The 25,169-nt window shown below is 52.3% G+C and carries 27 protein-coding genes; 11 read left to right on the top strand and 16 right to left on the bottom strand.

Annotated elements, in window-relative coordinates; genetic code table 11:
* Positions 1-26: 26 nt before the first annotated feature.
* From H8K47_RS02365 to H8K47_RS02355, 3 genes are all read right to left on the bottom strand, one after another.
* On the bottom strand, positions 27-269 hold the full coding sequence (locus H8K47_RS02365) for a cysteine-rich CWC family protein (protein ID WP_186879826.1): 243 nt from the start codon (positions 267-269) through the stop codon (positions 27-29).
* Complete coding sequence (locus H8K47_RS02360) at positions 266-478, bottom strand: zf-HC2 domain-containing protein (protein WP_186879825.1); 213 nt, start codon at positions 476-478, stop codon at positions 266-268. The genes H8K47_RS02365 and H8K47_RS02360 overlap by 4 nt, the downstream gene beginning before the upstream one ends.
* Before the next feature lie 73 nt (positions 479-551).
* Entirely contained in the window at positions 552-1,112 is a 561-nt protein-coding gene (locus H8K47_RS02355) for a sigma-70 family RNA polymerase sigma factor (RefSeq protein WP_186879824.1), read from the bottom strand.
* A 133-nt stretch (positions 1,113-1,245) separates the two neighbouring features.
* Here H8K47_RS02355 and argB point away from each other — a divergent pair, with 133 nt between their 5' ends.
* The 5 genes from argB (at position 1,246) to H8K47_RS02330 (ending at position 5,700) form a co-directional block, all read left to right on the top strand.
* The gene (argB, locus tag H8K47_RS02350) at positions 1,246-2,178 is read left to right on the top strand and encodes an acetylglutamate kinase (RefSeq protein WP_230405239.1); all 933 of its coding nucleotides are present in this window, start codon (positions 1,246-1,248) and stop codon (positions 2,176-2,178) included.
* Positions 2,179-2,181: 3 nt separating this feature from the next.
* Positions 2,182-2,934 carry an HAD-IA family hydrolase gene (locus H8K47_RS02345; protein ID WP_186879823.1) on the top strand — a complete coding sequence of 251 codons (753 nt, stop codon included), beginning with the start codon at positions 2,182-2,184 and terminating at the stop codon, positions 2,932-2,934.
* Positions 2,935-3,413: 479 nt separating this feature from the next.
* Positions 3,414-4,256: a PhnD/SsuA/transferrin family substrate-binding protein gene (locus tag H8K47_RS02340; RefSeq protein WP_186879822.1), complete on the top strand. Its 843-nt coding sequence runs from the start codon at positions 3,414-3,416 to the stop codon at positions 4,254-4,256.
* Between the two features lie 239 nt (positions 4,257-4,495).
* Positions 4,496-5,071, top strand: coding sequence for a nucleoid occlusion factor SlmA (gene slmA / locus H8K47_RS02335; protein ID WP_186879821.1), 576 nt, complete (start codon positions 4,496-4,498; stop codon positions 5,069-5,071).
* A 173-nt stretch (positions 5,072-5,244) separates the two neighbouring features.
* Positions 5,245-5,700 carry an Mpo1 family 2-hydroxy fatty acid dioxygenase gene (locus H8K47_RS02330; protein WP_186879820.1) on the top strand — a complete coding sequence of 152 codons (456 nt, stop codon included), beginning with the start codon at positions 5,245-5,247 and terminating at the stop codon, positions 5,698-5,700.
* A gap of 23 nt (positions 5,701-5,723) precedes the next feature.
* Here H8K47_RS02330 and H8K47_RS02325 read toward each other — a convergent pair whose 3' ends face one another.
* Positions 5,724-7,025 carry a sensor domain-containing diguanylate cyclase gene (locus H8K47_RS02325; RefSeq protein WP_186879819.1) on the bottom strand — a complete coding sequence of 434 codons (1,302 nt, stop codon included), beginning with the start codon at positions 7,023-7,025 and terminating at the stop codon, positions 5,724-5,726.
* Between the two features lie 286 nt (positions 7,026-7,311).
* Between H8K47_RS02325 and pabB the strand changes: the two genes are divergently transcribed.
* Positions 7,312-9,138 (top strand): aminodeoxychorismate synthase component I, encoded by a 1,827-nt coding sequence (pabB, locus tag H8K47_RS02320; RefSeq protein WP_186879818.1) that lies wholly within the window; start codon positions 7,312-7,314, stop codon positions 9,136-9,138.
* 15 nt (positions 9,139-9,153) lie between these two features.
* On the opposite strand, the gene H8K47_RS02315 is transcribed toward pabB, so the two are convergent.
* From H8K47_RS02315 to gpmA, 6 genes are read right to left on the bottom strand one after another with little or no spacing between them, the layout of a single operon-like run.
* Positions 9,154-9,942, bottom strand: a complete 789-nt coding sequence (locus H8K47_RS02315) for a spermine/spermidine synthase domain-containing protein (protein WP_329604127.1) — start codon at positions 9,940-9,942, stop codon at positions 9,154-9,156.
* Positions 9,939-10,586: a glutathione S-transferase family protein gene (locus H8K47_RS02310; protein ID WP_186879817.1), complete on the bottom strand. Its 648-nt coding sequence runs from the start codon at positions 10,584-10,586 to the stop codon at positions 9,939-9,941. The genes H8K47_RS02315 and H8K47_RS02310 overlap by 4 nt, the downstream gene beginning before the upstream one ends.
* Before the next feature lie 49 nt (positions 10,587-10,635).
* Positions 10,636-11,397, bottom strand: a complete 762-nt coding sequence (locus tag H8K47_RS02305; protein ID WP_186879816.1) for a HesA/MoeB/ThiF family protein — start codon at positions 11,395-11,397, stop codon at positions 10,636-10,638.
* A gap of 41 nt (positions 11,398-11,438) precedes the next feature.
* Entirely contained in the window at positions 11,439-12,926 is a 1,488-nt protein-coding gene (locus H8K47_RS02300; RefSeq protein ID WP_186879815.1) for a S41 family peptidase, read from the bottom strand.
* 14 nt (positions 12,927-12,940) lie between these two features.
* Complete coding sequence (locus tag H8K47_RS02295; protein WP_186879814.1) at positions 12,941-14,278, bottom strand: murein hydrolase activator EnvC family protein; 1,338 nt, start codon at positions 14,276-14,278, stop codon at positions 12,941-12,943.
* A gap of 6 nt (positions 14,279-14,284) precedes the next feature.
* The gene (gene gpmA, locus H8K47_RS02290; protein ID WP_186879813.1) at positions 14,285-15,031 is read right to left on the bottom strand and encodes a 2,3-diphosphoglycerate-dependent phosphoglycerate mutase; all 747 of its coding nucleotides are present in this window, start codon (positions 15,029-15,031) and stop codon (positions 14,285-14,287) included.
* Between the two features lie 211 nt (positions 15,032-15,242).
* Here gpmA and H8K47_RS02285 point away from each other — a divergent pair, with 211 nt between their 5' ends.
* The 5 genes from H8K47_RS02285 (at position 15,243) to H8K47_RS02265 (ending at position 18,246) form a co-directional block, all read left to right on the top strand.
* Positions 15,243-15,644 carry a rhodanese-like domain-containing protein gene (locus H8K47_RS02285; RefSeq protein ID WP_186879812.1) on the top strand — a complete coding sequence of 134 codons (402 nt, stop codon included), beginning with the start codon at positions 15,243-15,245 and terminating at the stop codon, positions 15,642-15,644.
* Positions 15,645-15,657: 13 nt separating this feature from the next.
* Positions 15,658-15,924, top strand: a complete 267-nt coding sequence (gene grxC, locus H8K47_RS02280) for a glutaredoxin 3 (RefSeq protein ID WP_186879811.1) — start codon at positions 15,658-15,660, stop codon at positions 15,922-15,924.
* Positions 15,925-16,132: 208 nt separating this feature from the next.
* Positions 16,133-16,606 carry a protein-export chaperone SecB gene (gene secB / locus H8K47_RS02275; RefSeq protein ID WP_162019101.1) on the top strand — a complete coding sequence of 158 codons (474 nt, stop codon included), beginning with the start codon at positions 16,133-16,135 and terminating at the stop codon, positions 16,604-16,606.
* Between the two features lie 49 nt (positions 16,607-16,655).
* Positions 16,656-17,105: an SH3 domain-containing protein gene (locus H8K47_RS02270; protein WP_186879810.1), complete on the top strand. Its 450-nt coding sequence runs from the start codon at positions 16,656-16,658 to the stop codon at positions 17,103-17,105.
* Between the two features lie 130 nt (positions 17,106-17,235).
* Positions 17,236-18,246 carry an NAD(P)H-dependent glycerol-3-phosphate dehydrogenase gene (locus H8K47_RS02265; protein WP_186879809.1) on the top strand — a complete coding sequence of 337 codons (1,011 nt, stop codon included), beginning with the start codon at positions 17,236-17,238 and terminating at the stop codon, positions 18,244-18,246.
* Here H8K47_RS02265 and H8K47_RS02260 read toward each other — a convergent pair.
* From H8K47_RS02260 to H8K47_RS02235, 6 genes are all read right to left on the bottom strand, one after another.
* Positions 18,232-18,411 carry a hypothetical protein gene (locus H8K47_RS02260; RefSeq protein WP_186879808.1) on the bottom strand — a complete coding sequence of 60 codons (180 nt, stop codon included), beginning with the start codon at positions 18,409-18,411 and terminating at the stop codon, positions 18,232-18,234. The genes H8K47_RS02265 and H8K47_RS02260 overlap by 15 nt on opposite strands.
* A 106-nt stretch (positions 18,412-18,517) precedes the next feature.
* A complete protein-coding gene (locus tag H8K47_RS02255; RefSeq protein ID WP_186879807.1) occupies positions 18,518-19,042 on the bottom strand; it encodes a GAF domain-containing protein in 525 nt (174 codons plus the stop codon).
* 215 nt (positions 19,043-19,257) lie between these two features.
* Positions 19,258-20,592: an ATP-dependent protease ATPase subunit HslU gene (gene hslU, locus H8K47_RS02250; RefSeq protein WP_186879806.1), complete on the bottom strand. Its 1,335-nt coding sequence runs from the start codon at positions 20,590-20,592 to the stop codon at positions 19,258-19,260.
* A 51-nt stretch (positions 20,593-20,643) separates the two neighbouring features.
* Positions 20,644-21,180: an ATP-dependent protease subunit HslV gene (gene hslV / locus H8K47_RS02245; RefSeq protein ID WP_186879805.1), complete on the bottom strand. Its 537-nt coding sequence runs from the start codon at positions 21,178-21,180 to the stop codon at positions 20,644-20,646.
* A gap of 193 nt (positions 21,181-21,373) precedes the next feature.
* Positions 21,374-22,825 carry an STAS domain-containing protein gene (locus H8K47_RS02240; RefSeq protein ID WP_186879804.1) on the bottom strand — a complete coding sequence of 484 codons (1,452 nt, stop codon included), beginning with the start codon at positions 22,823-22,825 and terminating at the stop codon, positions 21,374-21,376.
* Between the two features lie 284 nt (positions 22,826-23,109).
* Positions 23,110-25,101 carry a TonB-dependent receptor gene (locus tag H8K47_RS02235; protein ID WP_186879803.1) on the bottom strand — a complete coding sequence of 664 codons (1,992 nt, stop codon included), beginning with the start codon at positions 25,099-25,101 and terminating at the stop codon, positions 23,110-23,112.
* Between the last annotated feature and the right edge of the window lie 68 nt (positions 25,102-25,169).

Raw genomic sequence — 25,169 nt, 5'->3', positions numbered from 1 at the left:
TTGCCAGAGCGCGTATGGTAACTGAATTAATCTGTTTGTGTTTTTTCCGCTTGCGCTTTCTGTCCTTGCTGTATTTCCTGCTGTTCTTTCAATTCTTGCAGCACCTGTGGCAAACAGCGCGGACACAGGCAACTGCTGAGGCCGCGCGCTGCCAGCGTTTTCAGGCTGTCAGCATCGATGGCGGGCAGGCTCACGCACCAGCAATCCTGTCCGGTCTGGTCGGCCATGGCACAGGTGAACGGCTCAGTACAACGTGCACACTGGCTCATGGCGGATCCTGACGCTGATCTGAGCCCAGGTGCCTGGGCAATTCGCGCATTGCTTGCCGTAAGCTTTGCATCTGCTGATTGAAATTGGTACATGCCTTGCACATGGACAGATGGAGCTGCAGGCGGGTGCGCGCAGAGAACGGCAGACGCCGGTCCATACCTTCTGAAACCATTTGATGCGCTTGTTTGCAACTGAGTAGAAATCGCATGTGTTACCTGTATTCTGTGAGCGGTTACTGTTAGGGATGAGTGAGTAATCGATGCCATGCTGAGGGCTGCACTTTAGCTGGCGTACCAGTTCAGATCCAGGCATTCGCGCAGGCGCAGCCGGGCGCGATACAGCACTACCCACAGATTAGACGCAGTTAAGCCCAATTCCTTACAAATTTCTTCGGTGTCGAGCTCCAGCCATTCTCGCATCATGAAAACCCGGGCCGTTTTTTCCGGCAGTTTTTCCAGGCAGGCTTCCAGCACGCGGAAAAAATCCTTCTGTTCCAGTTCGCTGTCGGGGCGTGCCCAGGCTTGCGGTGTGGTGACAGTATGTCCGTTGGCCAGAAACAGCTGATCGATCAGATCGCTGTCATCCCCGTCTTCATTGGTCTCCAGCCGGTTTTCCTTCTGGGAGGCGCGTAAATGGTCGATGATCTTAAATTTCAGGATACCGGTCACATAGGTGCGCAGACTGGATTGCCCGCCATAGCTGTCTGGTTTTTCCAGTACCGCGAGCAGCGCTTCCTGCACCGCATCTTCGGCGGCGGCTTCCTGTCGTAATTGCAAAAAAGCAAAGCGCAGTAAGGCTGGCCGTAATTCTTCTAATTGTTGATGCAGACGGGTCAGAGGCATGATGGCGGCGATTTCAGAATTTGCGTCAGGTTGAGCAGAAGTTTCCTGTAAAATTCGGGACGAACAAGAACTCGTATCAGGCTATTCGGTCAACAGAGTTCCTACCCTTCATGATATTCAGGATACCGTCATTATGAGCGATTTGAACCCAAACGCGGCTGCACCCAACCCACCTATCGATAAATTAGCTGGCGTTGAACCTGCTATTAAAGCAGAAATTCTGGCAGAAGCGCTGCCGTATATCCGTAAATTTCACGGTAAAACGATCGTTGTGAAATACGGTGGTAATGCGATGACAGAAGAAAGTCTGAAGCATGGCTTTGCACGTGATGTGATTTTGCTCAAGCTGGTCGGTATGAATCCGGTGGTGGTGCATGGCGGTGGTCCGCAGATCGACAATGCACTGAAAAAGATGGGTAAGCAAGGGACTTTTATTCAAGGCATGCGTATTACCGACGAAGAAACCATGGAAGTGGTGGAATGGGTACTGGGCGGTGAAGTGCAGCAGGATATCGTGATGCTGATTAATCATTATGGTGGCCAGGCGGTAGGTCTGACCGGTAAGGATGGTGGCCTGATCCGTGCACGTAAGATGATGATGCCTGACCGCGAAAATCCGGGTGAAATGCTCGATATCGGTTATGTCGGTGAAATCGACGCCATCAATCCTGCGGTCGTCAAAGCGTTGCAGGACGATGCCTTCATTCCTATTATTTCCCCTATCGGTTTCGGTGAAGACGGTCAGGCCTATAACATCAATGCGGATCTGGTCGCCGGTAAAATCGCGGAAATCCTGAAAGCAGAAAAGCTGATCATGATGACCAATATTCCAGGCGTGCTGGATAAACAGGGTAATCTGGTGACGGATTTGTCAGCACGTGAAATCGATGAAATGTTCGCTGATGGTACGATTTCCGGTGGCATGCTGCCTAAGATTTCCTCTGCACTGGATGCCGCCAAATCGGGTGTGAACACCGTCCACATTATCGATGGGCGTATCGAGCACTCATTGTTGCTGGAAGTGTTGACCGAACAGGCGTTCGGTACCATGATCCGCAGCCACTAAACCATGCTGATAGTCCGGCAAGCGGCTTTGCGCAGCACAGCGTCGGCGCGGCGCCGCATCTGGTTATTCGATCTGGACAATACGCTGCACAATGCCTCGCATGCGATTTTCCCGCAGATTAACCGTAATATGAACGCCTGCATCGCCCGTGTACTGGGTGCTGCCGGGCAGCCGGACGATGAAGCCAGTGTCAACGCCTTGCGTCAGTTGTATTACCAGCGTTATGGTGTGACCATGCTGGGCATGGTCAGACACTACGGCGTCAAACCCGAAGCGTTTTTACAGCAGGCGCATCAGTTCGATGATCTACGCGGCATGATCCGTGCCGAACGCGGACTGGCACGCCGACTGCGTGCACTGCCAGGTCAAAAAATCCTGCTAACCAATGCGCCTCAGCAGTATGCACGTCAGGTGCTGCAGCATCTGAGGTTACATAAGCATTTTTCCCACCACATCGCGGTCGAGTCCATGCGTGTGCATGGCAAGCTGCAACCCAAACCATCCCGCCCTTTTTTACGCCGTTTGCTGGCCAGACATCGCTGGTCAGCACCTAACTGCATCCTGGTCGAAGACAGTGTCGATAATCTGCGCGCCGCCAAGCGTGAGGGCTTGAAGACGGTACTACTGCATGGCTATGTGCCGCGGCAGCAGCAACAGCGTCCGCCTGCCCAGCATCGCGCCGCCTGTATCGACTATCGCTATGCCTCAGTCCGGCATTTATTACGGGCTGTGGGACGCATGTCGTCACGGGACTGATGCAGCCGTACCGGCGTTATGGCTACTTGCCGTATTCAGTGCCCGGTCTGCGTCGCCAGGTGTTGCCAGCGTAATTTCGCGTCAGTCCTTTACTATTTTTCATGCCTTATTAGAAATATTCCTGATAACATTTGTTACAGTCATACATCAGGCTTATAACAGACATTTAACAATAAAATGCTTAAATTTTGAGCAGAAGCTTGATTTATCCCGTAAAATCCCTGCTTTAAATTTCCATGTGGAAATATTTAATTCAGACTGGATAGACGCAATCTTGTTCCGGCGAGGTAAAACCAAGCACGGACGACCCTTGGCCTCAATAACGCTGTCGTGTTGCTGCGACTGTCCTCAGAATCACCTATCTGCAATTTGCAGACCTGCTGTACGCCTACGCGCAAAACGCTGATTCTCCTGATTATCCGATCCCGCCCGGCTTCCCAGACCGGGCGTGGCCCACTTTTTTTAAATTGTTTGAGACGATGAAATTAAACTTAATGAAGTCCCTGTCCGCCAGCTTGTTCGTTCTGTGTGCCTCTGTTCCTTTGCTGGTCAATGCGGCACCGGCACTGCGCATGGTGGTGCAGGAAGGCACGACCAGCAGCGGTGATTCGGATTACAGCACCCGTAAATACCAGCAACTCGCCAGCGTGCTCAGCACCTATCTGAAACGTGAAGTTCAGGTAACGGGCTTGTCGCCATCCCGTCAATATGATGCAGATCCTTTGCGTCAGGCTGATATTCTGATTGCACGTCCGAATGCGGTAGCGGGTATGGCAATACAGACACTGGGCTATAGCACCGTAGTTGGTCTGGATTCCGGCGTGAGAAGCCAGACCGTGCTGATAGGACCCGCCAGTCTGAAAAAGCATCTCAAGTCGCCAGAAGAGTTAAAGAAACTGCGTTTTGCCATGCCACCGGCTGACAGTGAAGTGACGCGTGAGGCGTTGCGTATGCTGGCTGGTATGGGTGTGAACCCGGAAGCATTGACAGTGTATAACGTGAATTTGCAGGCGACGATTCCTTTTGCGCTCGACAATAAAATGGCCGATGTTGGTGTGGTCAGAACAGATGCCGCTGTGTTTGCCAAATTAACTGCTGCTGGTCACGTAGTTTTGGCTGATGGCGAAAAAACCGCACCATGGGTAATGTTAGCCAATAAAAAAATGGGTGATGAGCAGGTAGATCAGTTACGCATGGCCGTCATGAGCATGATGAATAATGCAGAACACAAAGCGGTGTTACAGAATATCCGTGTGCAGAATGTGGTCGACGTTGATCCTAAACTGTACGTCAATGCTTATCGTCGTTATAGTCTGCGGTAAACGGACTGCGTACTAAGCTGGCAATACGCTGTGAGATCTGACCGAATCTGCACTGTCAAGTACCGTAGAAGAATTAAAGTTTGCAAGATTGCTTCACACAGACCGTGGGTTTCACATAGAATCTGAACCCCCGCAGTATCAATTGCAGCAAGCAGCGGAACAGCTGAAAATACATGCATCTTTATGGTGCATGGATGTTCTTCGTACATTTTGTACCCAGTTAAACAGATCAGAGAAAAATGGCTAGTACCAAACCCGGCGAGCGTAAACTACAGATTTTGCAGACGCTGGCAGCAATGTTGGAAAATCCGAAAGGCGAGAAAATCACGACGGCAGCCTTAGCTGCGCGAGTGGCAGTGTCAGAAGCGGCGCTGTACCGCCATTTCGCGAGTAAGGCGCAGATGTTTGAAGGTCTGATTGAATTTATCGAAGCTTCGGTGTTCGGATTGATTAATCAGATCACGGAACAACAGGAAGAGGGCATCGTACAGGCACAGGCGATTGCCCAGATGTTGCTGAACTTCGCAGAGAAAAATCCGGGCATGACCCGGGTGCTGACTGGTGATGCGCTGGTCAACGAAGATGAGCGTTTGCAAGCCAGAATGAATCAGTTTGCTGACCGTATAGAAATGGCATTTCGTCAGGCTTTGCGGCTTGCCGTTAGCCAGGGAAAAATCGCCGAGGCTGAAGCTGCTGCGCGTGCCAGCATGTTGACCAGTCTGGTATTCGGACGTTGCTTACGTTTCGCCAAAACCGGATTTAAACATTCCCCGACTGAGGGTGCGGCCTTACAGATTGCAATCCTGTTGCACTGAGTCGCAACGTCAGGCATCCCGCATATGCACTGCGTGTTTGTTGCGTTGCATGAAATGTTTTCTCCCTTTAGTTTCCCATTCCCCAGTATGATTTGAGTACATTGCCTGTTTTTCGGGCAATGTCATTCTAATTCACGGTTTAATCCGCGCAGACGGACATATCAGGAGACAACATGGAAACCACAGGGCTACCGGCTAAACGACGCCAGATTGATGTATTGCTCAGCAAATATGCAGAAAGCCATCTGCATCCGACCAATGAAGTAATTCACTGTATCTGCGTACCCGCTATCGTATTTTCCCTGCTTGGTATGATCTGGGCAGTACATCCGCTGGCGGCTTACGCCATGGTGATGACTAGCTTGATTTACTATTTTTCGCTATCTACCCGCTTTGCGCTGGGGATGTTGCTGATGTCGGCAGCGATGCTCGCTATGTTGCAGCAACTGCCGCAGCAGGGGATCTGGCAAATTTCGCTCGCGGTTTTTGTATTGGCCTGGATAGGTCAGTTTATTGGTCATCGCATAGAAGGGAAAAAACCTTCGTTTTTTGATGACCTGCGTTTTTTGCTGATTGGCCCCTTGTTTGTGCTGGGATTCTTGTACCGTCGCCTCGGCATCAGTTATTGACTGACGTTGAACAGATCGCTTCCTTAAGGCGTTGTGTCACCTTCTGACAAGCTGCTGTTCGGATCATACAGGCGCCAGGTATTACGACCGGCGGCTTTTGCTGCCTGCAATGCGAGGTCGGTATTGCGCAGGAACAGGCGCTGTTCATGTGCATGTAAAGGACAGCAGGAAATGCCAATGCTGCCTGTGATGAGCAGGGAACTGCCATTCATGATCAAGGGCCGGCGCAAGGCCTGCAGCAGACGTTCGGCTAGCTGACGCACCGTATCCAGAGAGCCGACCGCTGGCAAAATCACCGCAAATTCATCGGCGCCGACCCGGCACAGGGTGTCGGTGCTGCGCAGAACTTCCATCAAACGTTCAGACATGGCGATCAGTACCTGATCGCAGACGTCATACCCGAGTTTATCTGAGATGGTTTTGAATTGATCGAGGTCGATAAACATCAGCGCCATCATCTCATCATTATTGATCGCCTCTTCCACGCAATTGGTAATCAGCTTATGGAAATAATGCCGGTTGGGCAGCTTGGTCAGACTGTCGTGGTTTTCCAATATGCTGATGCGATTTTCCATTTCGCGTCTTTCCCTGGCCTCAGCATGCTGATCGGATTCCCAACTTTCCATGCGCGCCAGCATCAGATTGCAATGGGTATGCAGGCTGCCAAAGTCGCGTATCCGGTCGGCCGGTGCACGCAGGCTGTAGTCGTTCAGGGTAGCTGATTTTTCTAATACGCCAGCCAGGTCAGCCATCGGTTGCAGGGTCAGTAACTGTCTTCTGGTGAGCAGGTAGGTGGCACAGGCGGCGCCAGCCAGTGCAAATGGTAAGCCCGCTAATACGAGCAGCACCCAATGCAGATACAGCGCTGCCTGACTGACTTCAACATACAGGTAACCACGCACGTCGACCGAATCCTTTACCGGGGTGCGTATTGTGATCGTAGTCAATTGCGCAGAAACCAGGCTTTCCGTACTGAGCTCGGTGGTTTTCATGCCATCGGGGTTCAGCAGATTCCCTTTGTCCCAGGCGACAATAGCTGCACCTTCTTTATTGAAAACAGCAACCGATAACAGGCGCTTATCATGCGTGGCATTCAGGGCCAGATTTTGTACTCCGCGTAAATCGCCGGTAATGATGCTGTCCGACAGATTGCTGGCCAGCGTCCTCGCAATGATCAAACATTCTTCCCGCATATGCTGCTGCATCAGAGCAGTAGAGACCAGACTTGTACAAAGTAAGGTGGTCAGCGCTGCGATGAGGGTGTAAATCAGATTGTAGCGGAGTAGCTTCTGTCCGACTGGTAATCCGAAGGGAAGTATATTCATGTGAAACTCTGGTAAGGCGGAATCTGTATTATGGCTGTTTAGCAACGAGCTTATTTGGCAATTGCGTGCGCAATATACCCTGCTGTGGTTTCTCTGTCACATGATCATTTGTAAAAATGACCTCAATCCGTAGTTTCCCTTATCGGATTGGCGCTAAATTCTTGCTGGCTCATACCGAAGGCAGCGCTGCACAATCGTACAACTGCAGGTAAACTGCGTACCACTTTTCAGATTCTTCTAAGCCGTGACCACTACCAGTCTCTCCACACATGCAAGGCAAGCTGAGGTGAATGCCACCAGCTGCTTTGCTTTGCTCGACGATGCCCAGTCTGCGCAGGCGGACTCCCGTCTGTATCACCAGTTACATAGCGTCCTTGAATGCCGCGATGCAGCTGGCTGGCCACTGTTCCTGTTGCAGCTGGAACAGGCGTTACAACAGGGTTTGTACGCAGTCAGTTTGCTGTCGTATGAAACCGGTGCAGAATTGCATGGTATCGCTGCACGTGAAACAGCGCCGCTGTCGCGTATCCTGCTGTTTTCTGCTTGTCTGCGTCTGACCTCGGAACAAGTGCAGGATTGGTTGCAGCAACAGCCTGAAAGCCGCGATGTGGCGGGTATCGCAGGTATCCGTGCCAATGTGGACGAGGCCAGTTTCAGCGCTGCAATCGCGCGGGTGCAGGATTACATCCGGGCCGGTGACACCTATCAGGTGAATTACACTTACCGCCTGCATTTTGACAGCTTTGGCGAGCCGCTGGCGCTGTATCAGCGGCTGCGTGCACGTCAGCCGGTACCTTACGGCGCATTAATACGTTTGCCCGATGGCGGCGCGATCTTATCGATGTCGCCGGAACTGTTTATCCGGCATCAGGAAGGGCAATTACTCGCGCGTCCGATGAAGGGGACGGCCGCGGCAACGGGAGACGCGGCGCGCGATGCACAACTTGCAGCTGAGCTCGCAGCCGATAGCAAAAACCGCGCTGAAAATCTGATGATCGTGGATTTGCTACGCAATGATCTGGGTCGTATCGCAGAAACCGGCAGCGTGACTGTACCGCGCTTGTTTGAGGTCAACCGCTTTTCCAGCGTGTTGCAGATGACGTCTACCATCCAGGCGCAATTGCGCAGCGGGGTGGCGCTGACGGAAGTGTTGACGGCCTTATTCCCTTGCGGTTCCATCACTGGTGCACCCAAGCGCCGCACCATGCAAATTATCCGCGAACTGGAAACAGAAGCGCGCGGTATCTACACGGGTGCGATAGGCTGGTTTGATCCACCCACAGCCAGCCAGGCCATCGGTGATTTCTGTCTGTCGGTACCTATCCGCACGCTGCAGCTCGCTGCACCTGAGCTGGAGCAAGGCAAGCAGATACGGCGCAGTGTGATGGGCGTGGGCGCCGGTATTGTGTATGACAGCGTGGCGGCTGAGGAATTTGCCGAATGCCAGCTCAAAGCGCGTTTCCTGACTGGCCTGCAGGCACCGCTGGCGTTGTTTGAAACCATGTATGCCACGCGCGAACTGGGCATACGCCATCTGGGACGGCATCTGCAGCGTTTGCGACATTCAGCGGCATACTTGGGTATCGCACAGGATCTGCCTGGCTGGCAGCAGGCGCTGGAACAGGCTTGCGCTACGCTGACGCCAGCCACTGCGCACAGGGTCAAATTCCAGTTAGAACCGGATGGCAGCTGGATGATCAGCAGTGCCGTGTTGAGCGCATTACCGGACGCGCCTAAGGTGATGCTGTCACCGCATGTGATGTGCTCTGACCAGCCGCTGCTCAGACATAAAAGCAGCTGTCGCGAGATTTACGATCAGGCCTGGCAGGCGGCAGAAGCGCAGGGCGCATTTGATATGCTGTTTTTTAACCAGCATGGTCATCTGACCGAAGGCGGACGCAGTAATGTGTTCCTGTGTGTGGATGGTCAATGGCTGACGCCACCGTTACAGGATGGCGTGCTGCCGGGGGTCATGCGCAGTGTATTGTTGGACGACGTGCAGATGGCAGCGCGTGAACAAACCCTGACACGCGCCGATCTGCAGCGCGCCACGCATATCTTGTTGTGCAATGCCTTGCGCGGCGCATTCACTGTAGAGTTGAAATTAGCTTAAAGTGAGTCACTGAAGTTAAGCGCTAACGTCGGCCATCCAGGCTTGCAAGCCTTTGACCCATTTGGCGGCTGGCAGCTTAGTTTGCATACGGATGTCGAGTGCGCGTTCATACAAGGCCTCGAAATCCACTACCGGTGCCTGTTTGAACGCAAGCGCTATGGTATTGGCGTCATGCACGACAGGCAGCCAGACCACCGCATCGAATGCCTGCTCCAAGGCCGCGATATTGGCATCGCAGTTTTGCCGGTAATTGCGCGGATTGCCAAACAGATTCACGGTCAGCATACCGTCCGCACCCAGGGTATTGGCACAGGCTTGATAAAAAGCCGGACTGGACAAAGCAGGTGCTTCCGCTGCCGCATCGTATAAATCGACTTGCAGGATGTCGACATGGCCAGCATGCGCAGGATCGCTGACGTAATCCAGCGCATTCATGTTCAGTATTTGCAGCCGTTCATCATCTGGTGGCAAACGGAAATGCTGGCGGCAGGCCGTGATGACGGCCGGATTCAGTTCCACTGCTGTGACCCGGCTTTGCGGGAACTGGTAATAACAGAATTTCGTCAGCGCTGCCGCTCCCAGTCCCAGTTGTACGATATGCGCAGCCTGTTCGCGAAACAGCAGCCACATCATCATTTGCTGTACATATTCCAGCTCTATCTGATTCGGCATAGCGAGCCGCATCGCACCTTGTATCGCATCCGACGACAGATGCAGGGTGCGTACGCCTAAGTACTCCTGGATAGTGACGGCCGGTGCGGACTCCAGTTGTTCCTGGCGGTAGGCCTGCTCAGTGCCGTTCACGACTGAAGATCCCTGGGCCAAGGGTCAACCGCTTCAATTTCCATCATGCGCTGCCAGGCAGGACGCTGTACCACACGTCCAGTCAGCGCACGTAAAGCTGGCCATTCCGTCGCAGGACGCGGCATATTGCGCGACCAGCGCATCAGCATGGTCAGATACAGATCGGCACAGCTAAATTGCTCGCCAAGTAAATACGGACCTTGCTGGCTCAAATGGCGGTCGAGCTGATCCCAGATGCGCGCGATTTTTTGTTGTATAGCCTGACTCAGTGCTTCCGGATGGCTGACATTGCCCAGCTCTTGCGGATAAAACCAGAGCCGGAAACTGGCTTGCAGATTATGGCTGAGTGACAGCATCCACTGACGCCACAAATCATAGGCGACTGTGTCGCGCGCCGGTACCAAACCGCTTTCAGGGTGATGCTCCGCGAGTAGCATGGCGATCGCCGCCGCCTCGGTATATGGCTGTTCATCCAGCACCAGAGTCGGTACCACACCGTAAGGATTCAGACGCAGGTAGGCCGGATCTTTTTGCTGCTGTTTATCGATGTCGACCAGCTGCAAACGATGCGGAGCACCGGTTTCCAACAGCATCAGGTGGACCAGCATGCTGGCAGTGCCAGGGCTGTAGTACAAGGTGTACATGATGTTCCTTTCGTGTGAGCGAATCTGTGGGAGAGAGGCGTCTGTTGCCTTAATCTTTATCGTGCCTGGCGCCGCAGACACAGCAGTCAGCGTCGCGCTGCATGTTAATGCTGTTCCATTGCATGCTCATGGCATCAAGCAATAACAGCCGACCCTGCAAAGCTTGTCCGATTTGTAGCAGTAGCTTCAATGCTTCGGCTGCCTGCATGGTACCGATGATACCGACCAGAGGTGCGAACACGCCCATTTGTGAACATAGCACTTCTTCAAATTGCTGATCAGGCGGAAACACGCAGGCATAGCAGGGCGATGCCGGCTGCGCAGGCTGGTACACGCTGATCTGACCATCAAAACCGATCGCGGCGCCGGATACCAGCGCCACCCCATGCTGTACACATGCCTGATTCACCGCATGACGGGTCGCAAAATTATCACTGCAATCAAGTACCACGTCAGCGGTAGCAACCAGTTCAGACAGGCGTACGGCATCTGCCTTTTCCTGTAATACGGAAACCTGGATATCGGGATTGACTTGCTGCAGACTGAGGCGGGCTGATTCCACTTTAGGCATGCCGACCCGCGCCGTCGTGTGCAAGATCTGCCTTTGCAGATTGGTCAGATCCACTTCGTCATGGTCGACGATGCTGATGTGACCTACGCCCGCGCTGGCCAGATACAGTGCAGCCGGTGAGCCCAGACCACCGGCACCGATGATCAGTGCATGCGCATTTAATAGTCGTTGTTGCCCTTCTATGCCTATCTGTTCGAGCAGGATATGACGTGAGTAGCGCAGCAGTTGTTGGTCATTCATAGGATAAAAAAAGGCCGCACCGGGCGGCCTGATGAAGCGGATTATTTTTTCTTCGTGTCGGTTTTTGCATCTTTACCGGATTTGTCAGCTTTGTCTGCTTTATCCGATTTTTCCACGGCCTTGTCACCGTCTTTACTGTCTTTCGGTTCGGTGACTTTAACTGGCAAACCTTTCAGATGATTCAGCGCCTGTGCTAACTGGAAGTCTTCCTTGCTGCCGTATTCCAGCGGTTTGACTTTTTTCGCGAGTGCGATCAGGCGTTGTTCTTCTTCCAGTTCATCGACTTTAGGACGTGTGTTTTCCTTTTCCTTGTCGTTGCTCAGGTGCTTTTGCAGATCGGCTTCGCGTGAGCGGAAGCTGTTCAGCCCATCACCTTCTGCGGTTTCTTCCACGTTCAGATCTGGCACGATGCCTTTGGCCTGAATCGAGCGGCCATTCGGTGTGTAGTAACGTGCGGTAGTCAGCTTGACTGCAGTGTCAGCAGAAATCTGGCGTATGGTTTGCACTGAGCCTTTACCGAAGCTTTGTGTGCCGATGACGATCGCGCGCTTGTAATCCTGCAGCGCACCTGCCACGATTTCAGAAGCGGATGCTGAGCCGGTATTGATCAGTACCACCATCGGTACTTGTTTGATCGCGTCCGGCAGCTTGGCTAAAGGATCAGACGCAGTACGGCCGGCATAGAACTCACGTTTTGCATAATAGGTGGCTTTTTGATCCGCCAGCTGACCATTGGTAGAGACTACCGCCACATCTTTAGGTAAGAAGGCGGCTGAAACACCGATTGCTCCCGGCAGCACGCCACCCGGATCATTCCGCAAATCGAGTACCAGACCTTTGATATGCGGGTTTTGTGCATACAGTGCCTGGATTTTTTTAGACATGTCTTCGACCGTCGGCTCCTGGAATTGCGAGATACGCACCCAGGCGTAATCCGGTTCGACCAATTTGGCTTTGACACTTTGCTGCTTGATGAGCTCGCGCGTAATGGTGACGACGATAGGTTTGTCTTCACCTTTGCGTGCGATCGTCAGCGTGATCTTGGTATTGGGTTCGCCGCGCATTTTTTTTACGGCTTCATCCAGCGTCAGGCCTTTGACGGTTTGTGAATCGAGGCGCGTGATCAGATCACCTGGCTTCAGGCCAGCGCGATAAGCCGGAGAGTCCTCTATCGGCGACACGATTTTGACATAGCCATCTTCCATGCCGACTTCGATACCCAGTCCGACGAATTTACCCTGAGTACCTTCTTTTAATTCCTTGAATGCTTTCTTATCCAGATAAGCAGAATGCGGATCGAGTGAGGCGACCATGCCGGAAATGGCTTCAGTCAGCAGTTTATTGTCGCTGACCGGCTCTACATAGTCGGTTTTGATGAGGCCAAACACATCGGCCAGCTGGCGCATTTCTTCCACAGGAAGGGGGCTCCCCGCACTTTTTTGTGCCAATGCGGAGAATTGCATAGAGACCGCTACGCCAGCCACCATGCCCAGGCCGATCAGACCGAAATTCTTAAATTTGCTGCCCATGTTTCACCTAAAGCCTATTTAACGACGATCCAGTTCAGCGGATCAAATGCCCGTCCCTGATGACGGATCTCAAAGTATAAACCTGATTCTTCATTACCGCCGCTGTTACCTGCGCTGGCAATCACATCACCAGCTTTAACGGTATCACCAACGTGTTTGAATACGGACTGATTACTGCCATAGATGCTCATGTAGGAATCGCCATGGTCGACGATCACCATATTGCCATAGCCTTTATACCAATCGGCAAAAATCACTTTACCCGGTGCTACGGCGCGCACTTCTGCACCTTCTCCAGCCTTGATGAATAAGCCTTTCCAGCTGGGGCCATCACCGCGGCGGCTGCCAAATTTCGCCAGAACATCGCCTTTGACCGGCAAGCGCATTTGCCCTTTGAGCCTGTCAAACTCACCGGCTGGCGGCAAACTGGACTTGGATTGCTTAGGGGCTTCTTCCGGCTCAGCTGGCTTGACCACCACAGGTTTGCCAGTTTTTTTACTCTCCAGCGCAGCGAGCCTGGCTTTTTCTTTTTGTGCTGCGATTCTTTCCTGACGTTGTTTTTCTTCCTGCTCGGCGCGTGCTTTTTCAGCTTTGGCCTGTTCTTCAATTAACTGATTCAGACGTGAGACCAGATTGCTGAGCCTTTGTTCATCTTTTTGCAGGCTGTCCGCCTGTTTTTTTTGTGCGTGTAATTTATCCGACAACTGTGCGACCAGACCGGCATGCTTTTTCTTTTGTTTTTCCAGCGCCGCCTTGTGTTCTTTTTCCTCTTCGGCGATTTCATCCAGCTCTTGTTTCGCCTGCTGCGCTTCCTTGGTATTTTGCTCAACCGCCTTCATGCTGCTGCGCAGGCTTTCTATCATTTTGGCCTGGGTTTGCGATACATAGCCCATGTATTGCAGATCGCGGTTGATGCGGTTGGGATTGTCACCGGACAGCAGCAGTTTCAGGCGATCACTGTCGCCATGCATGTACTGACGCTTGAGGAAGCTGGACAACTGGTCTTTTTGCCGCGTGACTTGCGCCTGTAAGGCTTGCTGCTGTTCTGTCAGTTGCTTTAACCTTGCTTCGGTATCGGCTTGTTCCTGCTGCAGATCGCGCAAGGAACGATTCGCTTCGGAGATTGCCTTTTCGGATTCCGCTAACACATCTTCTGCGTGGTCTTTGGCATTTTCCGTTTTATTGATATCGGTTTTCAGTGCCTTGAGTTGCTGCTGTAATTCGGCACGATCCGCTTCAGCTTTCGATTTTTGCTGCGCACGTGTCGGTGTCGCTGCCGACACGGATACGCTGCCGCCTGCCAATGACAGGCATAGCAGCGCACAAGTCCATAAATGTGTGGTCTGACGCATCCGCTCTTACTTGGATTTACCCTGGCTGGCCACAGCATTCAGTGCCGCTTCTATCGCAGACTGGTCGCCCAGATAGTAGTGGCGTATCGGTTTCAGATCTGCGTCGAGTTCGTAGACCAGTGGCTGTCCGTTCGGAATATTCAGATTCACGATGTCTTCATCGCTGATACCGTCCAGCATTTTGATCAGTGCACGCAGGCTGTTGCCATGGGCGGAAATCAGAATTTTCTTACCGGCGCGGATAGCGGGTGCGATGCTGTCGTCCCAGGCTGGCATCACGCGTGCGACGGTGTCTTTCAGGCACTCAGTCAGCGGGATCTGGGCGCGATCCAGACCTGCATAACGTGGGTCATCGAAAGAAGTGCGCGCATCGTCAGCGGCCAGGGGATTAGGTGGTGTATCGTAGCTGCGGCGCCATACCAACACTTGCTCATCGCCATACTGGGCGGCTGTTTCCGCTTTGTTGAGGCCTTGCAGGGCGCCATAATGACGCTCATTCAGGCGCCAGTCGTTAACCACAGGCAGCCACATCATGTCCATCGCGTCGAGTGTGCCCCACAGGGTGCGGATCGCACGTTTCAGTACCGAAGTGTACGCCAGATCGAAAGTGTAACCCGCTTCCTTTAGCAATTTACCCGCCTGCGCGGCTTCCGCTACACCTTTCGGTGTCAGATCAACGTCGGTCCAGCCAGTGAAACGGTTTTCCAGATTCCAGGTGGATTCGCCATGGCGCATAAGAACAATTTTGTACATGATGTCAGTGAGTGAAAGTTCGTCAAATAATTAAAAAGAAAAGCATCACGAAAAAAGCCTGTGTTTATCCCAATGGCAGAGGCGGTTCAGTTGGTTGCCCCGAACTGGAATCAGGCACTGTTTTCGTGATGCATATCTGGAATAATATGCAGCGTCGCCATCTATTTTATAATGACGCGCTTCTGATAACCATTTTTACTACTGGAAACCTGTGAAATTCATTATTGATAATATTTTTCTGATTGGCATCGCCCTGATTTCCGGTGGCGCTTTATTTTTTCCTATGCTGCAGCGCCGTGGCGCAAAAGTAACACAGCTGCAGGCGACACAGTATATCAATCAGGGTAAGACACTGATACTGGATGTCAGAAATGCCGAAGAATTTACGGCCGGTCATTTGCCGAATGCGAAGCATATTCCTTTGCCTGAATTGAATAATCGCCTGAAAGAGATAGAAAAATCAAAAAACCAGGTGGTGATCACCGTGTGCGCTTCTGGTGTGCGCTCATCCAGCGCTGCCTCCATCTTGGCAAAGGCAGGCTTTACCCAGGTGTTCAGCCTGGAAGGCGGCACTAACGCCTGGCGTGAACAGGGTTTGCCTATTACTAAATGATCCGGAGAATAATGTGAAACCTCAAGTCACGATGTATAGCACCGCAGTTTGCCCTTACTGCACCATGGCCGAACGCCTGCTCAAATCGAAGGGCGTGGATGACATCGAGAAAATCCGGGTTGATCTCGATCCGGCGGTACGCGAAGCGATGATGCAGAAAACCGGACGCCGTACCGTGCCGCAGATTTATATCGGCGACACCCATGTGGGCGGCTTTGATGATCTGTCCGCACTCGACCGCGCGGGTAAATTGGATAGTTTGCTGAATCCTGCGACTTAAAAAGCAGTTTTTGCAAGATTTTCTTCACGTTTGTACTGCAAATTGCTGAATTTGCAGTCTCCTTGCTACAATAGCTGCGCGCGATCTTGAAATGGTCGGAAACGGCCTTATCTGTGGCTCGTTGGGAAGAGATGGAGATCAAGCTTTTCAACAGACCTAGGCGTCTCGCTGTTCATTATTAATCTTTTAGAAATTAAGAAAGTCTCACATGTCTGACGAAAATCTGCAGCCCGTATTCCAAATTCAACGCGTTTATCTGAAAGATTTGTCGCTTGAGCAGCCTAACTCTCCAGCTATTTTCCTGGAACAGCAAAACCCAGGTATCGAAGTATCCCTCGATGTCGGCTCTGAAAAGCTGGCTGATGGCATCTACGAAGCCACAGTAACAGTGACTGTCACCGCTAAAATTGGCGAAAAAGTAGCATTCCTGGTTGAAGGCAAACAGGCTGGTATTTTCGAAGCACGCAATATCCCTGAAGATCAGCTCGATCCTCTGCTGGGTATTGGTTGCCCGAACATTATTTATCCTTACCTGCGTTCCAACGTAGCGGATGCGATCACACGTGCCGGTTTCCCACCGATCCACCTGTCTGAAATCAATTTCGAATCGTTCTACGCACAACGTCTGCAGATCGCTGCAGAACAAGCCAACGCTGCTGAAGCACCGGCAACTATCCAGTAATCGCAATATTGAGCCTGGTCTGACCAGGCTCAATTGTTTGAAGTCTACTATGTCTACACATTTCCCCCGTTACCTGATCGTTATGACCGCGTTGCTGTCTGCCGGACTGGCACATGCGCTGGAATTCCGTTCCGTGGGGGCAGCACCGGTCGTGATGTATGATGCGCCTTCGCTTAAAGGCGGGAAACTGGCGGTCGCGCCACGCGGTATGCCGGTTGAAGTGGTGTTTACGTCGGGTGCCTGGAGTAAGGTACGCGATGCATCCGGTGAGTTGAGCTGGATAGAAAGTAAGGATTTAGTCGCACGTCGTAATCTGGTGATCCGGGTTGCAAATGCGAAAGTGCGTGCTGCAGCCGATGAGAGTGCAGCGCTGGTATTCAGCGCAGACAAGCATGTGTTGTTAGAAATGGCTGAGCCCGCCACGGCCGGCTGGGTGAAAGTCAAACATCGCGATGGCCAGCTGGGATTTGTGAAAGTCAGCGAGGTCTGGGGTTTATAATTCCGGGACTGTTCGCACACCCGTCCAAACGGCGTGTAGCAGATAAAAAAAGGACAGCGTGCTGTCCTTTTTTTATCTGTACCTGATGAACAGGTGCAGAACATCACTATTTATTTCATTTGGATAGCACATGAATATCAGCGTTTTAGGTGCCGGTGCCTGGGGAACTGCGGTCGCGATTGCACTGACTGCGAAAAATCAGGTTCTGATGTGGGGCAGAAGTCCGCAAGCTATGCAGTCTATGCTGGAGCAGCGTGAGAATACCCATTATCTGCCTGGCTATCCTTTGCCGGAGTCTTTACAACTGAGCGCTGATTTTGATGCAGCAATTGCGCATGCCAGTGGCCCGGATGGCTTACTGATCATCGCGACCTCTGTTTCCGGTCTGCGTCCCACGCTGGAGGCGTGCAAGCTGCACCGGCCGCAGCGTGTGGTCTGGTTGTGTAAAGGCTTTGAAGAAGGCACGCAGTTATTGCCGCATCAGGTGGCAGAACAAATTTTAGGTCAGGCATGTCAGCTGGGTGCTTTGTCTGGCCCTTCGTTTGCACAGGAAGTGGCGCAAGGCTTGCCATGTGCGCTCACGATCGCGTCCAAATCGCAGGATCTGTGTCAGCGCGTGGTACAGGCTTTGCACGTGAATGCGATGCGGGTGTATTCCAGTGATGATCTGGTCGGCGTTGAAGTTGGTGGTGCCGTCAAAAATATCCTGGCGATTGCGACCGGTGTAGCCGATGGCCTGGGGCTGGGGCTGAATGCACGTGCAGCTCTGATCACGCGCGGTCTGGCGGAAATTACCCGGCTTGGTGTCGCACTTGGTGCACGTTCCGAAACCCTGGTTGGTCTGACTGGCTTAGGCGATCTGATACTGACCTGTACCGGAGATTTATCGCGTAATCGCAAAGTCGGGCTGGCGCTGGCACAGGGAAAAAGCCTGGCAGTGATCGTCGAGGAGCTGGGGCATGTGGCGGAAGGTGTGCGTTGTGCTCAGGCAGTACGCTCGCTGGCAGCCAGTCTGGCGATTGAGATGCCGATTACTAACGCAGTAGCCAGTGTCTTGTTTGATCAGGTTCCGGCGCAGCAGATGATACGCCAGTTAATGGCGCGCGACGCCAAACATGAGATCAGTTCAAAACCGGTGTGAGGCCTTGGTTAGTGGCAGTAACAGTACGCGGTTGATGACCGCTTCGGGGATCGCCTGCCGGCGCAGAAACACGGCAGCCAGTTCTGTGCCGAGTATGGTTGCGTATTGAATGCCGATTTCTACCAGCATACGTGTAGTGATATCGCGTCGCCTCAGCGGTTGCAAATGTTTTCTGCGGGTCTTGCGGTGTCGGCATCCGGGCATGACTTCCTCCTGCAAGCAGTGTAGAAGTCAGCCCGGAAAAATTCCAGGGCTGTTTTCGGTACCCGTATCAGATTGAAGGCAGCGCACTGAAGTCGGTCGCTGCGATGAAGCTGGCCAGCATCGTTTCCAGTCCGGTCTGATCGTCACTGCTGAAGCGCGCCAGGCGCGGGCTGTCGATATCGAGCACACCATACAGCTTGCCATCTTTAATCACAGGGATCACGATTTCCGAGTTAGATGCAGAATCACAGGCAATATGGCCAGGGAAGGCATGCACGTCCGGCACCAGGAAGGTTTTGCGCTCCTGCGCTGCCGAGCCGCATACACCGCGACCAAGAGGAATGCGTACACAGGCTACCTTGCCCTGAAAAGCGCCGAGTAATAAATCACAGGGTTTTTCCTGAGTGGCGGTCTTAGCTTCGGTACAGAAATAAAAACCTGCCCAATTCAGATCGCTGATGCTATTAAAAATCAGAGCAGAAAATTGCGCAGCATTCGTCATCAGTGCACGTTCGCCGTCCAGTATGCTGGCAAGCTGTTTGTTCAGCAGGTCGTAGTCAGGCTTGTCACTGGCTGCGGAGGTTTCAAACATAGGTGTCCCGGTTGTGGAAGAGGGTGAATGAAATCCCGTCAGCAAAGCGCTTATTTTGCTGACGGTGCTGGGTATTAAGCGTGTTGCAGCGGGATGATTTTTTTGCGCTGGCCGCGCCACATAGTGACGCGGCGCCTGCTGAGACGGCTCAACCCTGTGCCGCATTCTCTGGCGTGTTGCCAGCGCCTTATTGGCCATCCTGCTCTGCCTGAAGCTTATAACACATAACGGGACAAGTCTTCATCGACCGACAAGGCGCCCAGCCGCTCTTCGACGTAAGCGGCGTCAATGCGGATGGTCTTGCCGGAATTCTGATGCGCGTCGAAAGAAATTTCTTCCAACAGCTTTTCCATCACTGTGTATAAGCGGCGTGCACCGATGTTTTCCGTGGTTTCATTCACGGCAAATGCGATGCCGGCAAGACGTTCCACACCTTCGGGCATAAATTCTATGTGCACATCTTCGGTCGCCAGCAGCGCTTGATACTGACGTGTCAGGCAGGCATCGGTACTGGTCAGTATGCGTTCGAAATCCGCGATGGATAAGGACTCCAGCTCGACCCGGATAGGGAAGCGTCCCTGCAGCTCCGGAATCAGATCCGAGGGTTTGGCCAGATGGAAGGCACCTGAGGCGATGAACAGGATATGATCAGTCTTAATCATGCCATACTTGGTATTGACGGTGGTTCCCTCTACCAGCGGCAGTAAATCACGTTGCACACCGGCGCGCGAAACTTCACCGCCACCGGTTTCTGAGCGTGACGCGATCTTATCAATTTCATCCAGGAACACGATACCGTTCTGTTCCACATTGCGGATGGCTTCCTGCTTTAGTTCTTCTTCATTGACCAGCTTGGCGGCTTCTTCGTCGATCAGCAGTTTGAAGGCTTCTTTGATCTTGAGTTTGCGGGCTTTTTTACGACCATTGCCCATACCGGAAAACATGGTCTTGATTTGCTCGGTCATTTCCTCCATACCTGGCGGCGCCATGATTTCCATTTGTGCTGCCGGTTCAGCCACTTCCAGCTCGATTTCTTTATCGTCCAGCGCGCCTTCACGCAGACGTTTGCGGAAAGTCTGACGGGTCGTGTTATCCACGGGATTTTGTTCACCTTCCGGATGGATACCGAAATCACGTGCCGGTGGCAACAGGATGTCGAGGATGCGGTCTTCTGCCGCATCTTCCGCACGCAGGCGGACCTTGCGCGTAGCAGATTCGCGGGTTTGTTTGATGCCGATATCAACCAGATCGCGGATGATGGTATCCACGTCACGACCTACGTAGCCAACTTCGGTGAACTTGGTTGCTTCGATTTTGATGAAGGGTGCGTCGGCCAGCTTGGCCAGACGTCGCGCGATTTCTGTTTTGCCGACGCCGGTCGGGCCTATCATCAGGATATTTTTGGGCGTGATTTCATGGCGCAGCGGCTCCTGCACCTGCTGACGACGCCAGCGATTGCGCAAGGCGATGGCGACGGCCCGTTTCGCTTTGCCTTGTCCGACGACATGTTTATCCAGTTCGGACACGATTTCCTGTGGGGTCATATTCATGTTTTTTCCTGTCTGCTTCTGTGCTCGCCTGCATTTCGCTGCAGGTGAGGATTATTCCAAGGTTTCTATGGTGTGCGATAAATTGGTATAAATGCACATTTCGCCCGCGATCGTCAGCGATTTTTTAACGATGTCTACCGGCGATAAATCGGTATTTTCAAATAAGGCAATCGCAGCGGATTGGGCAAAGCTGCCGCCAGAGCCGATCGCGCCTATCCCTTGATTCGGTTCCAGTACATCGCCATTGCCGGTAATAACCAGTGTCGTGTCTTTATCTGCTACCAGCAACATGGCTTCCAGACGGCGTAACATGCGGTCAGTACGCCAGTCCTTAGCCAGCTCAACCGAGGCACGCATCAGGTGCCCCTGATGTTTTTCCAGTTTAGATTCAAAGCGTTCTATCAGTGTGAATGCATCAGCGGTGCCGCCGGCAAAGCCTGCCAGTACTTTGTTGTGATATAGCTTACGCACTTTGCGCGCCGTGCCTTTCATGACGATATTGCCAAGTGTGACTTGTCCATCACCACCGAGGGCAACGACATTGCCGCGTCGCACAGTCAGGATAGTGGTGCCGTGAAATTGTTCCATATGAACCTCTCAAAAGGGGAAAGGCATTCGTCGCACAACGAATGCCACAGGAAGTGGACTTCCGAATGGCTAGAAAATGGGGGGTAACTGCAGAATTACAAGAAGTGTAGTGCTGCTATCTGCTGTTTGCAGGGAGAATTCAGATAAATTTCACGCCAATGAATGGGAGGTGGCGTTTGGATTCGGAGTGAAATTAATGTTTGCGCAGACTGATGCTGGCGATGTTTTTGAGACCCATGGCATTGAACAGCATCATGACCAGATAATTGACCTCGGTAAACTGGATAGACATACCAGGTTTGCCCGCAATCGGAGCCAGCCCATTGAGTAATTCGGCTGTAGCGCTGAACTCTACCCGTTCCAGATGTGAGCAATCGAGTATCAGCGGATTGGTGTGATTGGCCTGATCAGCAATTTTTTTGAGTAAGGCGTCCATTTTGCCTTGTATAAAGGCTGGCATCGTGAAGCGATCAGAGATAACCGCTTCCTCTTCCTGGTCTTCCTTGAGTGTGATTTCCGGGAAGGCGCTGGTGATATTATTTTTGGGCGCTTCAAACGAAGGTGGTGAAACCTCAAAGGTCACACAGTAGTCCATGCTGACTTCTTCAAATGCGCGTTCAAAGTGCAGCAATTGCAGTATTTCCAGCAGCAGCAACCAGGGAGCTTCCGTCTCATCACGGCGGCCGACTTGCAAAATAGCGCGTATGCGGTCTGCCAGATCCTGCGCGCCTGCCAGCATCAGATCGTGATCGGATTTTTTTAAATTCTTCAGACAGCGTAACAACAGGCCGCAACCTACCGGATCGACTTCTTTGATACGTCCAAAGTCCAGTTTCAGGCTTTGGCTTTTTGCGCCCTGAATATTGATCTTTTCTATGACTTTGATGATGCCCGCATCGAGCTTGACCGGAAACAGAATCGTCGGTGTAGCGACATGGCTGTCCTGGCCGATGTCCTGATCCGCAGCGCTGCTTTGCTCTGGCCAAAGTGGTGGGGAGGTCTCAAATTTATTGGCATAGTCCAGCGACAGGCTTTCAAACATGTGCTGGTTATTGGTCAGGCGATACAAATCGAACAGCATTTGCCAGCCAATTTCAGTCGCGCTACCTAAATTCTGGTGATGTACCGCTGCCTGCAACATGTGCTCAGCGACTTCATTCTGTCCATTGGCGAACAGAATGGCGGCTTCTTCTAATACCGGTACCGATTCGCTGTAAGCGATCGCGCTACCGTGAATTTCTGTGTGCCCGCCAAGCAGATAATCGGAGGGCATCGTCATTGGTAACGTCGTCTGAAAATCCATGACGGATGCGCGTTTTTCTATCGGCAAAGTGTCCGCTGTGAGCGTAATTTCACCGTTTTTGCTGCCATTAGCGGACTTACTTACATCGATTTTGGTTGCAACAGGAGGTCGGGTCTTGACGATGTCGCGTGACATTTCAAACTCGATGGCATCAATTTTTCTTTCAGTAGCACGGGCAATGTGGCGTTGTGCAATGATGGAATTGGTAAACAGCTCACTATCCTGGAAGCCTGTAATCACAGTGTTTCCAGTTTTAGCACGGGTTTTCTTAGATGTACTGCGCTCAGAGGCGCGCTCATCTTTTTTTCCACCCTTTTTACCGAACAGAGAAAAAATCCCCACTTTGATCCCGAAAAATTGTAGCTGAACTGTAGCTGTTAAACGACAAAATATTTACTGAGGTTCAAGTATATTCTGATTTAGAAGTGAAATGTAATTAGACTCCAAGCCTGTCAGAGATTTTTAACTAAAGTTAAAAGTTGTTTTATGGAAATAAGCGGCAATTAAGAGACGATCCTGTTGATTTCCGGCAATTTGGGGCGCTTTTGGGCGCCCCAAGCTGATTTCAGACTTGGCGGCTCGGTACCGGAATTACAATTCGTAACAAAAAGTCGCCGAATTCTCACTTAAAAACTGGTTCTGACACCCGCAATGAAGTGGCGTCCTGGCTGAGGCACACTGTCACGCAATACCGAGGTCGAGATCCGTATGTCCTGATTCAGCAGATTTTTCGCCATCACAAACCAGGTTAGCTGTGCACCTGAATACACCTGGGTATAGCTGAGGTCCAGATCGACTTTAGTATAGGAGGGCGTGACATAATTTTCAAAGCTGGCCAGCCGGTCTTGTTTTTGCGCATGCAGTACTTTAACCGAGCCGCGCCATGCGCCTTCGCGATAGCCGAGGTCAACACCCGTGCGGATAGCCGGTTGCAGTGGCAGATTGCCGGCATTGTCCAGACGGCCGCGCGACATGTCAGCAAATGCACGTGCAGAAAAACCCGTCCCAGTTGGATTGAAACTGAGCTCAGCTTCAGCACCATGGATATTGGCGCGTGCCTGCGACCAGTAGCGACGGCTGAATTCAGCGTCATCGGCTGGGTTGCCTTCTTCGTTCACTTTCACTCCATCAGTATGGCCGTAGACATAATTTTGCACCTGGTTGTAGAAAGCATTGATTTTCCAGCGTATGAGGCCGTTTGTTTTCTGCAGGCTGAGTTCCAGATTGCGTGATTTCTCTTTTTGCATATTGGCATTTCCAATATCAAAAGTCGCGGTAGATTCATGCGGGCCATTGGAATACAGTTCCTCCGTCGCCGGGGCACGTTGAGCCAATGAGTAGCTGAGCCCGGCTGCATAACCTGGTGTCAATTGCCACAGGCCGCCTAACGATGCTGAGTACAGATGGAATTGACGCGCTGGCAGGCTGGCGATGGCCTCAGGTGTGCGTTTCACGTTTTCCAGGCGCAGTCCGGCACTGGTCAGGACGTCGCCAATTTGTTTTTGTTCAAGCACGAAGGCAGCGGCAGAGTTTGATTTTGTCACGGGTACCGTATCGGCACGTCCGGTGGCAGCGGATAAGGCAGAAAATTTAACTGTTTCAAATTGCATTCCCCAACTGCCCTGCCAGCCTTGCCAGGTGTGGTGATTCAGGACCAGACGTGCTTCGGTAGATTGATTTTTAAAGTTAGTATTGGGTTTGCCTTGTTCGGTTTTTTCAGTGTGCTGATAGTCCGTCGTGCTCAGTTTCATGCTGAGTGACTCGAAACCTGACCAAGGGGTGCGTACTTTGCTGTCCAGATCAAAGCGGTTCTGGCGCATGTCGATAAAGGATTTTTCTGCAGTCGGAATGCCGTAATGATCATTCAGCGTTTGCATGGCCGCACCGACATAGCCCCATTGCTGTATATATGAGCCGCCTAGCGTCAGGCTATGTTCACGGGTAAAACTGGATGGCAGTCTGCCGACGGCAGTATTCGGGTTTCCTGAATTTGCCTTGCCGGGAATTGCATAGTTATCAGTCTGACGGGCGTTGCCATCGATATGCCAGGCCAGCGCACCACTGGAACCATCCAGGCCAAACGAGCCGCTTTTTTCCTGATTGCCGCTACCGGCGCGCAATTCCGCTTCACCCGTCACTTGTTTGCTCAGGGTGGTAGGGATACGGCCATCGATCACATTCACCAGGCCACCTATGGCGCCGCTGCCATACAATAATGCAGCCGGGCCGCGCAGAATTTCGATTTGCTGGGCAGTTGCACTTTCACTGGCCACCGCATGGTCATTCGACAGACTGGAGACATCAGCGACACCCATCCCGTTCTGCAGAATTTTGATACGTGGCCCTTCCAGGCCGCGAATGATAGGTCGCGAGGCGCCGGCACCAAAACCGGATGCCGATACGCCGAGCTCGCCGCCCAGCGTATCGCCCAGAGATGTGCTGATTTTATTACGTAATTCGGGACCGGCCAGTACTTTGGCAGGTGTCAGCACCTGCATATCCTCACCTTTACCCAAAGGATTCGAGGTGACGGTAACGGTGGAAATAGTTTCTGCAAAAGTTGGGCAGGCGAAGGCACTGAGGACTGCCGCGGCAGCCAGACGAAGTTGGTAAGACATAGTTTTTCCTGAAACACGAATACGAAATAATGGTGCGTGGCGCTGCACACAGACAGGCACGCTCCTGA

Origin of the sequence: Cognatundibacterium rugosum, from assembly GCF_014284365.1 — a bacterium.
GTDB lineage: Bacteria > Pseudomonadota > Gammaproteobacteria > Burkholderiales > Burkholderiaceae_D > Undibacterium > Undibacterium rugosum.
This window is presented reverse-complemented; position numbering and strand designations above follow the sequence as displayed.

Coding starts and splice junctions, on each gene's coding strand:
- H8K47_RS02325 (WP_186879819.1), bottom strand. CDS start 7,025: ATGAATATACTTCCCTTCGGATTACCAGTCGGACAGAAGCTACTCCGC.
- H8K47_RS02265 (WP_186879809.1), top strand. CDS start 17,236: ATGAATATCAGCGTTTTAGGTGCCGGTGCCTGGGGAACTGCGGTCGCG.
- hslV (WP_186879805.1), bottom strand. CDS start 21,180: ATGGAACAATTTCACGGCACCACTATCCTGACTGTGCGACGCGGCAAT.
- H8K47_RS02235 (WP_186879803.1), bottom strand. CDS start 25,101: ATGTCTTACCAACTTCGTCTGGCTGCCGCGGCAGTCCTCAGTGCCTTC.
- H8K47_RS02340 (WP_186879822.1), top strand. CDS start 3,414: ATGAAATTAAACTTAATGAAGTCCCTGTCCGCCAGCTTGTTCGTTCTG.
- gpmA (WP_186879813.1), bottom strand. CDS start 15,031: ATGTACAAAATTGTTCTTATGCGCCATGGCGAATCCACCTGGAATCTG.
- H8K47_RS02330 (WP_186879820.1), top strand. CDS start 5,245: ATGGAAACCACAGGGCTACCGGCTAAACGACGCCAGATTGATGTATTG.
- H8K47_RS02270 (WP_186879810.1), top strand. CDS start 16,656: ATGTCTACACATTTCCCCCGTTACCTGATCGTTATGACCGCGTTGCTG.
- H8K47_RS02300 (WP_186879815.1), bottom strand. CDS start 12,926: ATGGGCAGCAAATTTAAGAATTTCGGTCTGATCGGCCTGGGCATGGTG.
- H8K47_RS02355 (WP_186879824.1), bottom strand. CDS start 1,112: ATGCCTCTGACCCGTCTGCATCAACAATTAGAAGAATTACGGCCAGCC.
- slmA (WP_186879821.1), top strand. CDS start 4,496: ATGGCTAGTACCAAACCCGGCGAGCGTAAACTACAGATTTTGCAGACG.
- hslU (WP_186879806.1), bottom strand. CDS start 20,592: ATGAATATGACCCCACAGGAAATCGTGTCCGAACTGGATAAACATGTC.
- H8K47_RS02345 (WP_186879823.1), top strand. CDS start 2,182: ATGCTGATAGTCCGGCAAGCGGCTTTGCGCAGCACAGCGTCGGCGCGG.
- secB (WP_162019101.1), top strand. CDS start 16,133: ATGTCTGACGAAAATCTGCAGCCCGTATTCCAAATTCAACGCGTTTAT.
- H8K47_RS02295 (WP_186879814.1), bottom strand. CDS start 14,278: ATGCGTCAGACCACACATTTATGGACTTGTGCGCTGCTATGCCTGTCA.
- argB (WP_230405239.1), top strand. CDS start 1,246: ATGAGCGATTTGAACCCAAACGCGGCTGCACCCAACCCACCTATCGAT.
- H8K47_RS02360 (WP_186879825.1), bottom strand. CDS start 478: ATGCGATTTCTACTCAGTTGCAAACAAGCGCATCAAATGGTTTCAGAA.
- H8K47_RS02255 (WP_186879807.1), bottom strand. CDS start 19,042: ATGTTTGAAACCTCCGCAGCCAGTGACAAGCCTGACTACGACCTGCTG.
- H8K47_RS02305 (WP_186879816.1), bottom strand. CDS start 11,397: ATGAATGACCAACAACTGCTGCGCTACTCACGTCATATCCTGCTCGAA.
- H8K47_RS02310 (WP_186879817.1), bottom strand. CDS start 10,586: ATGTACACCTTGTACTACAGCCCTGGCACTGCCAGCATGCTGGTCCAC.
- H8K47_RS02365 (WP_186879826.1), bottom strand. CDS start 269: ATGAGCCAGTGTGCACGTTGTACTGAGCCGTTCACCTGTGCCATGGCC.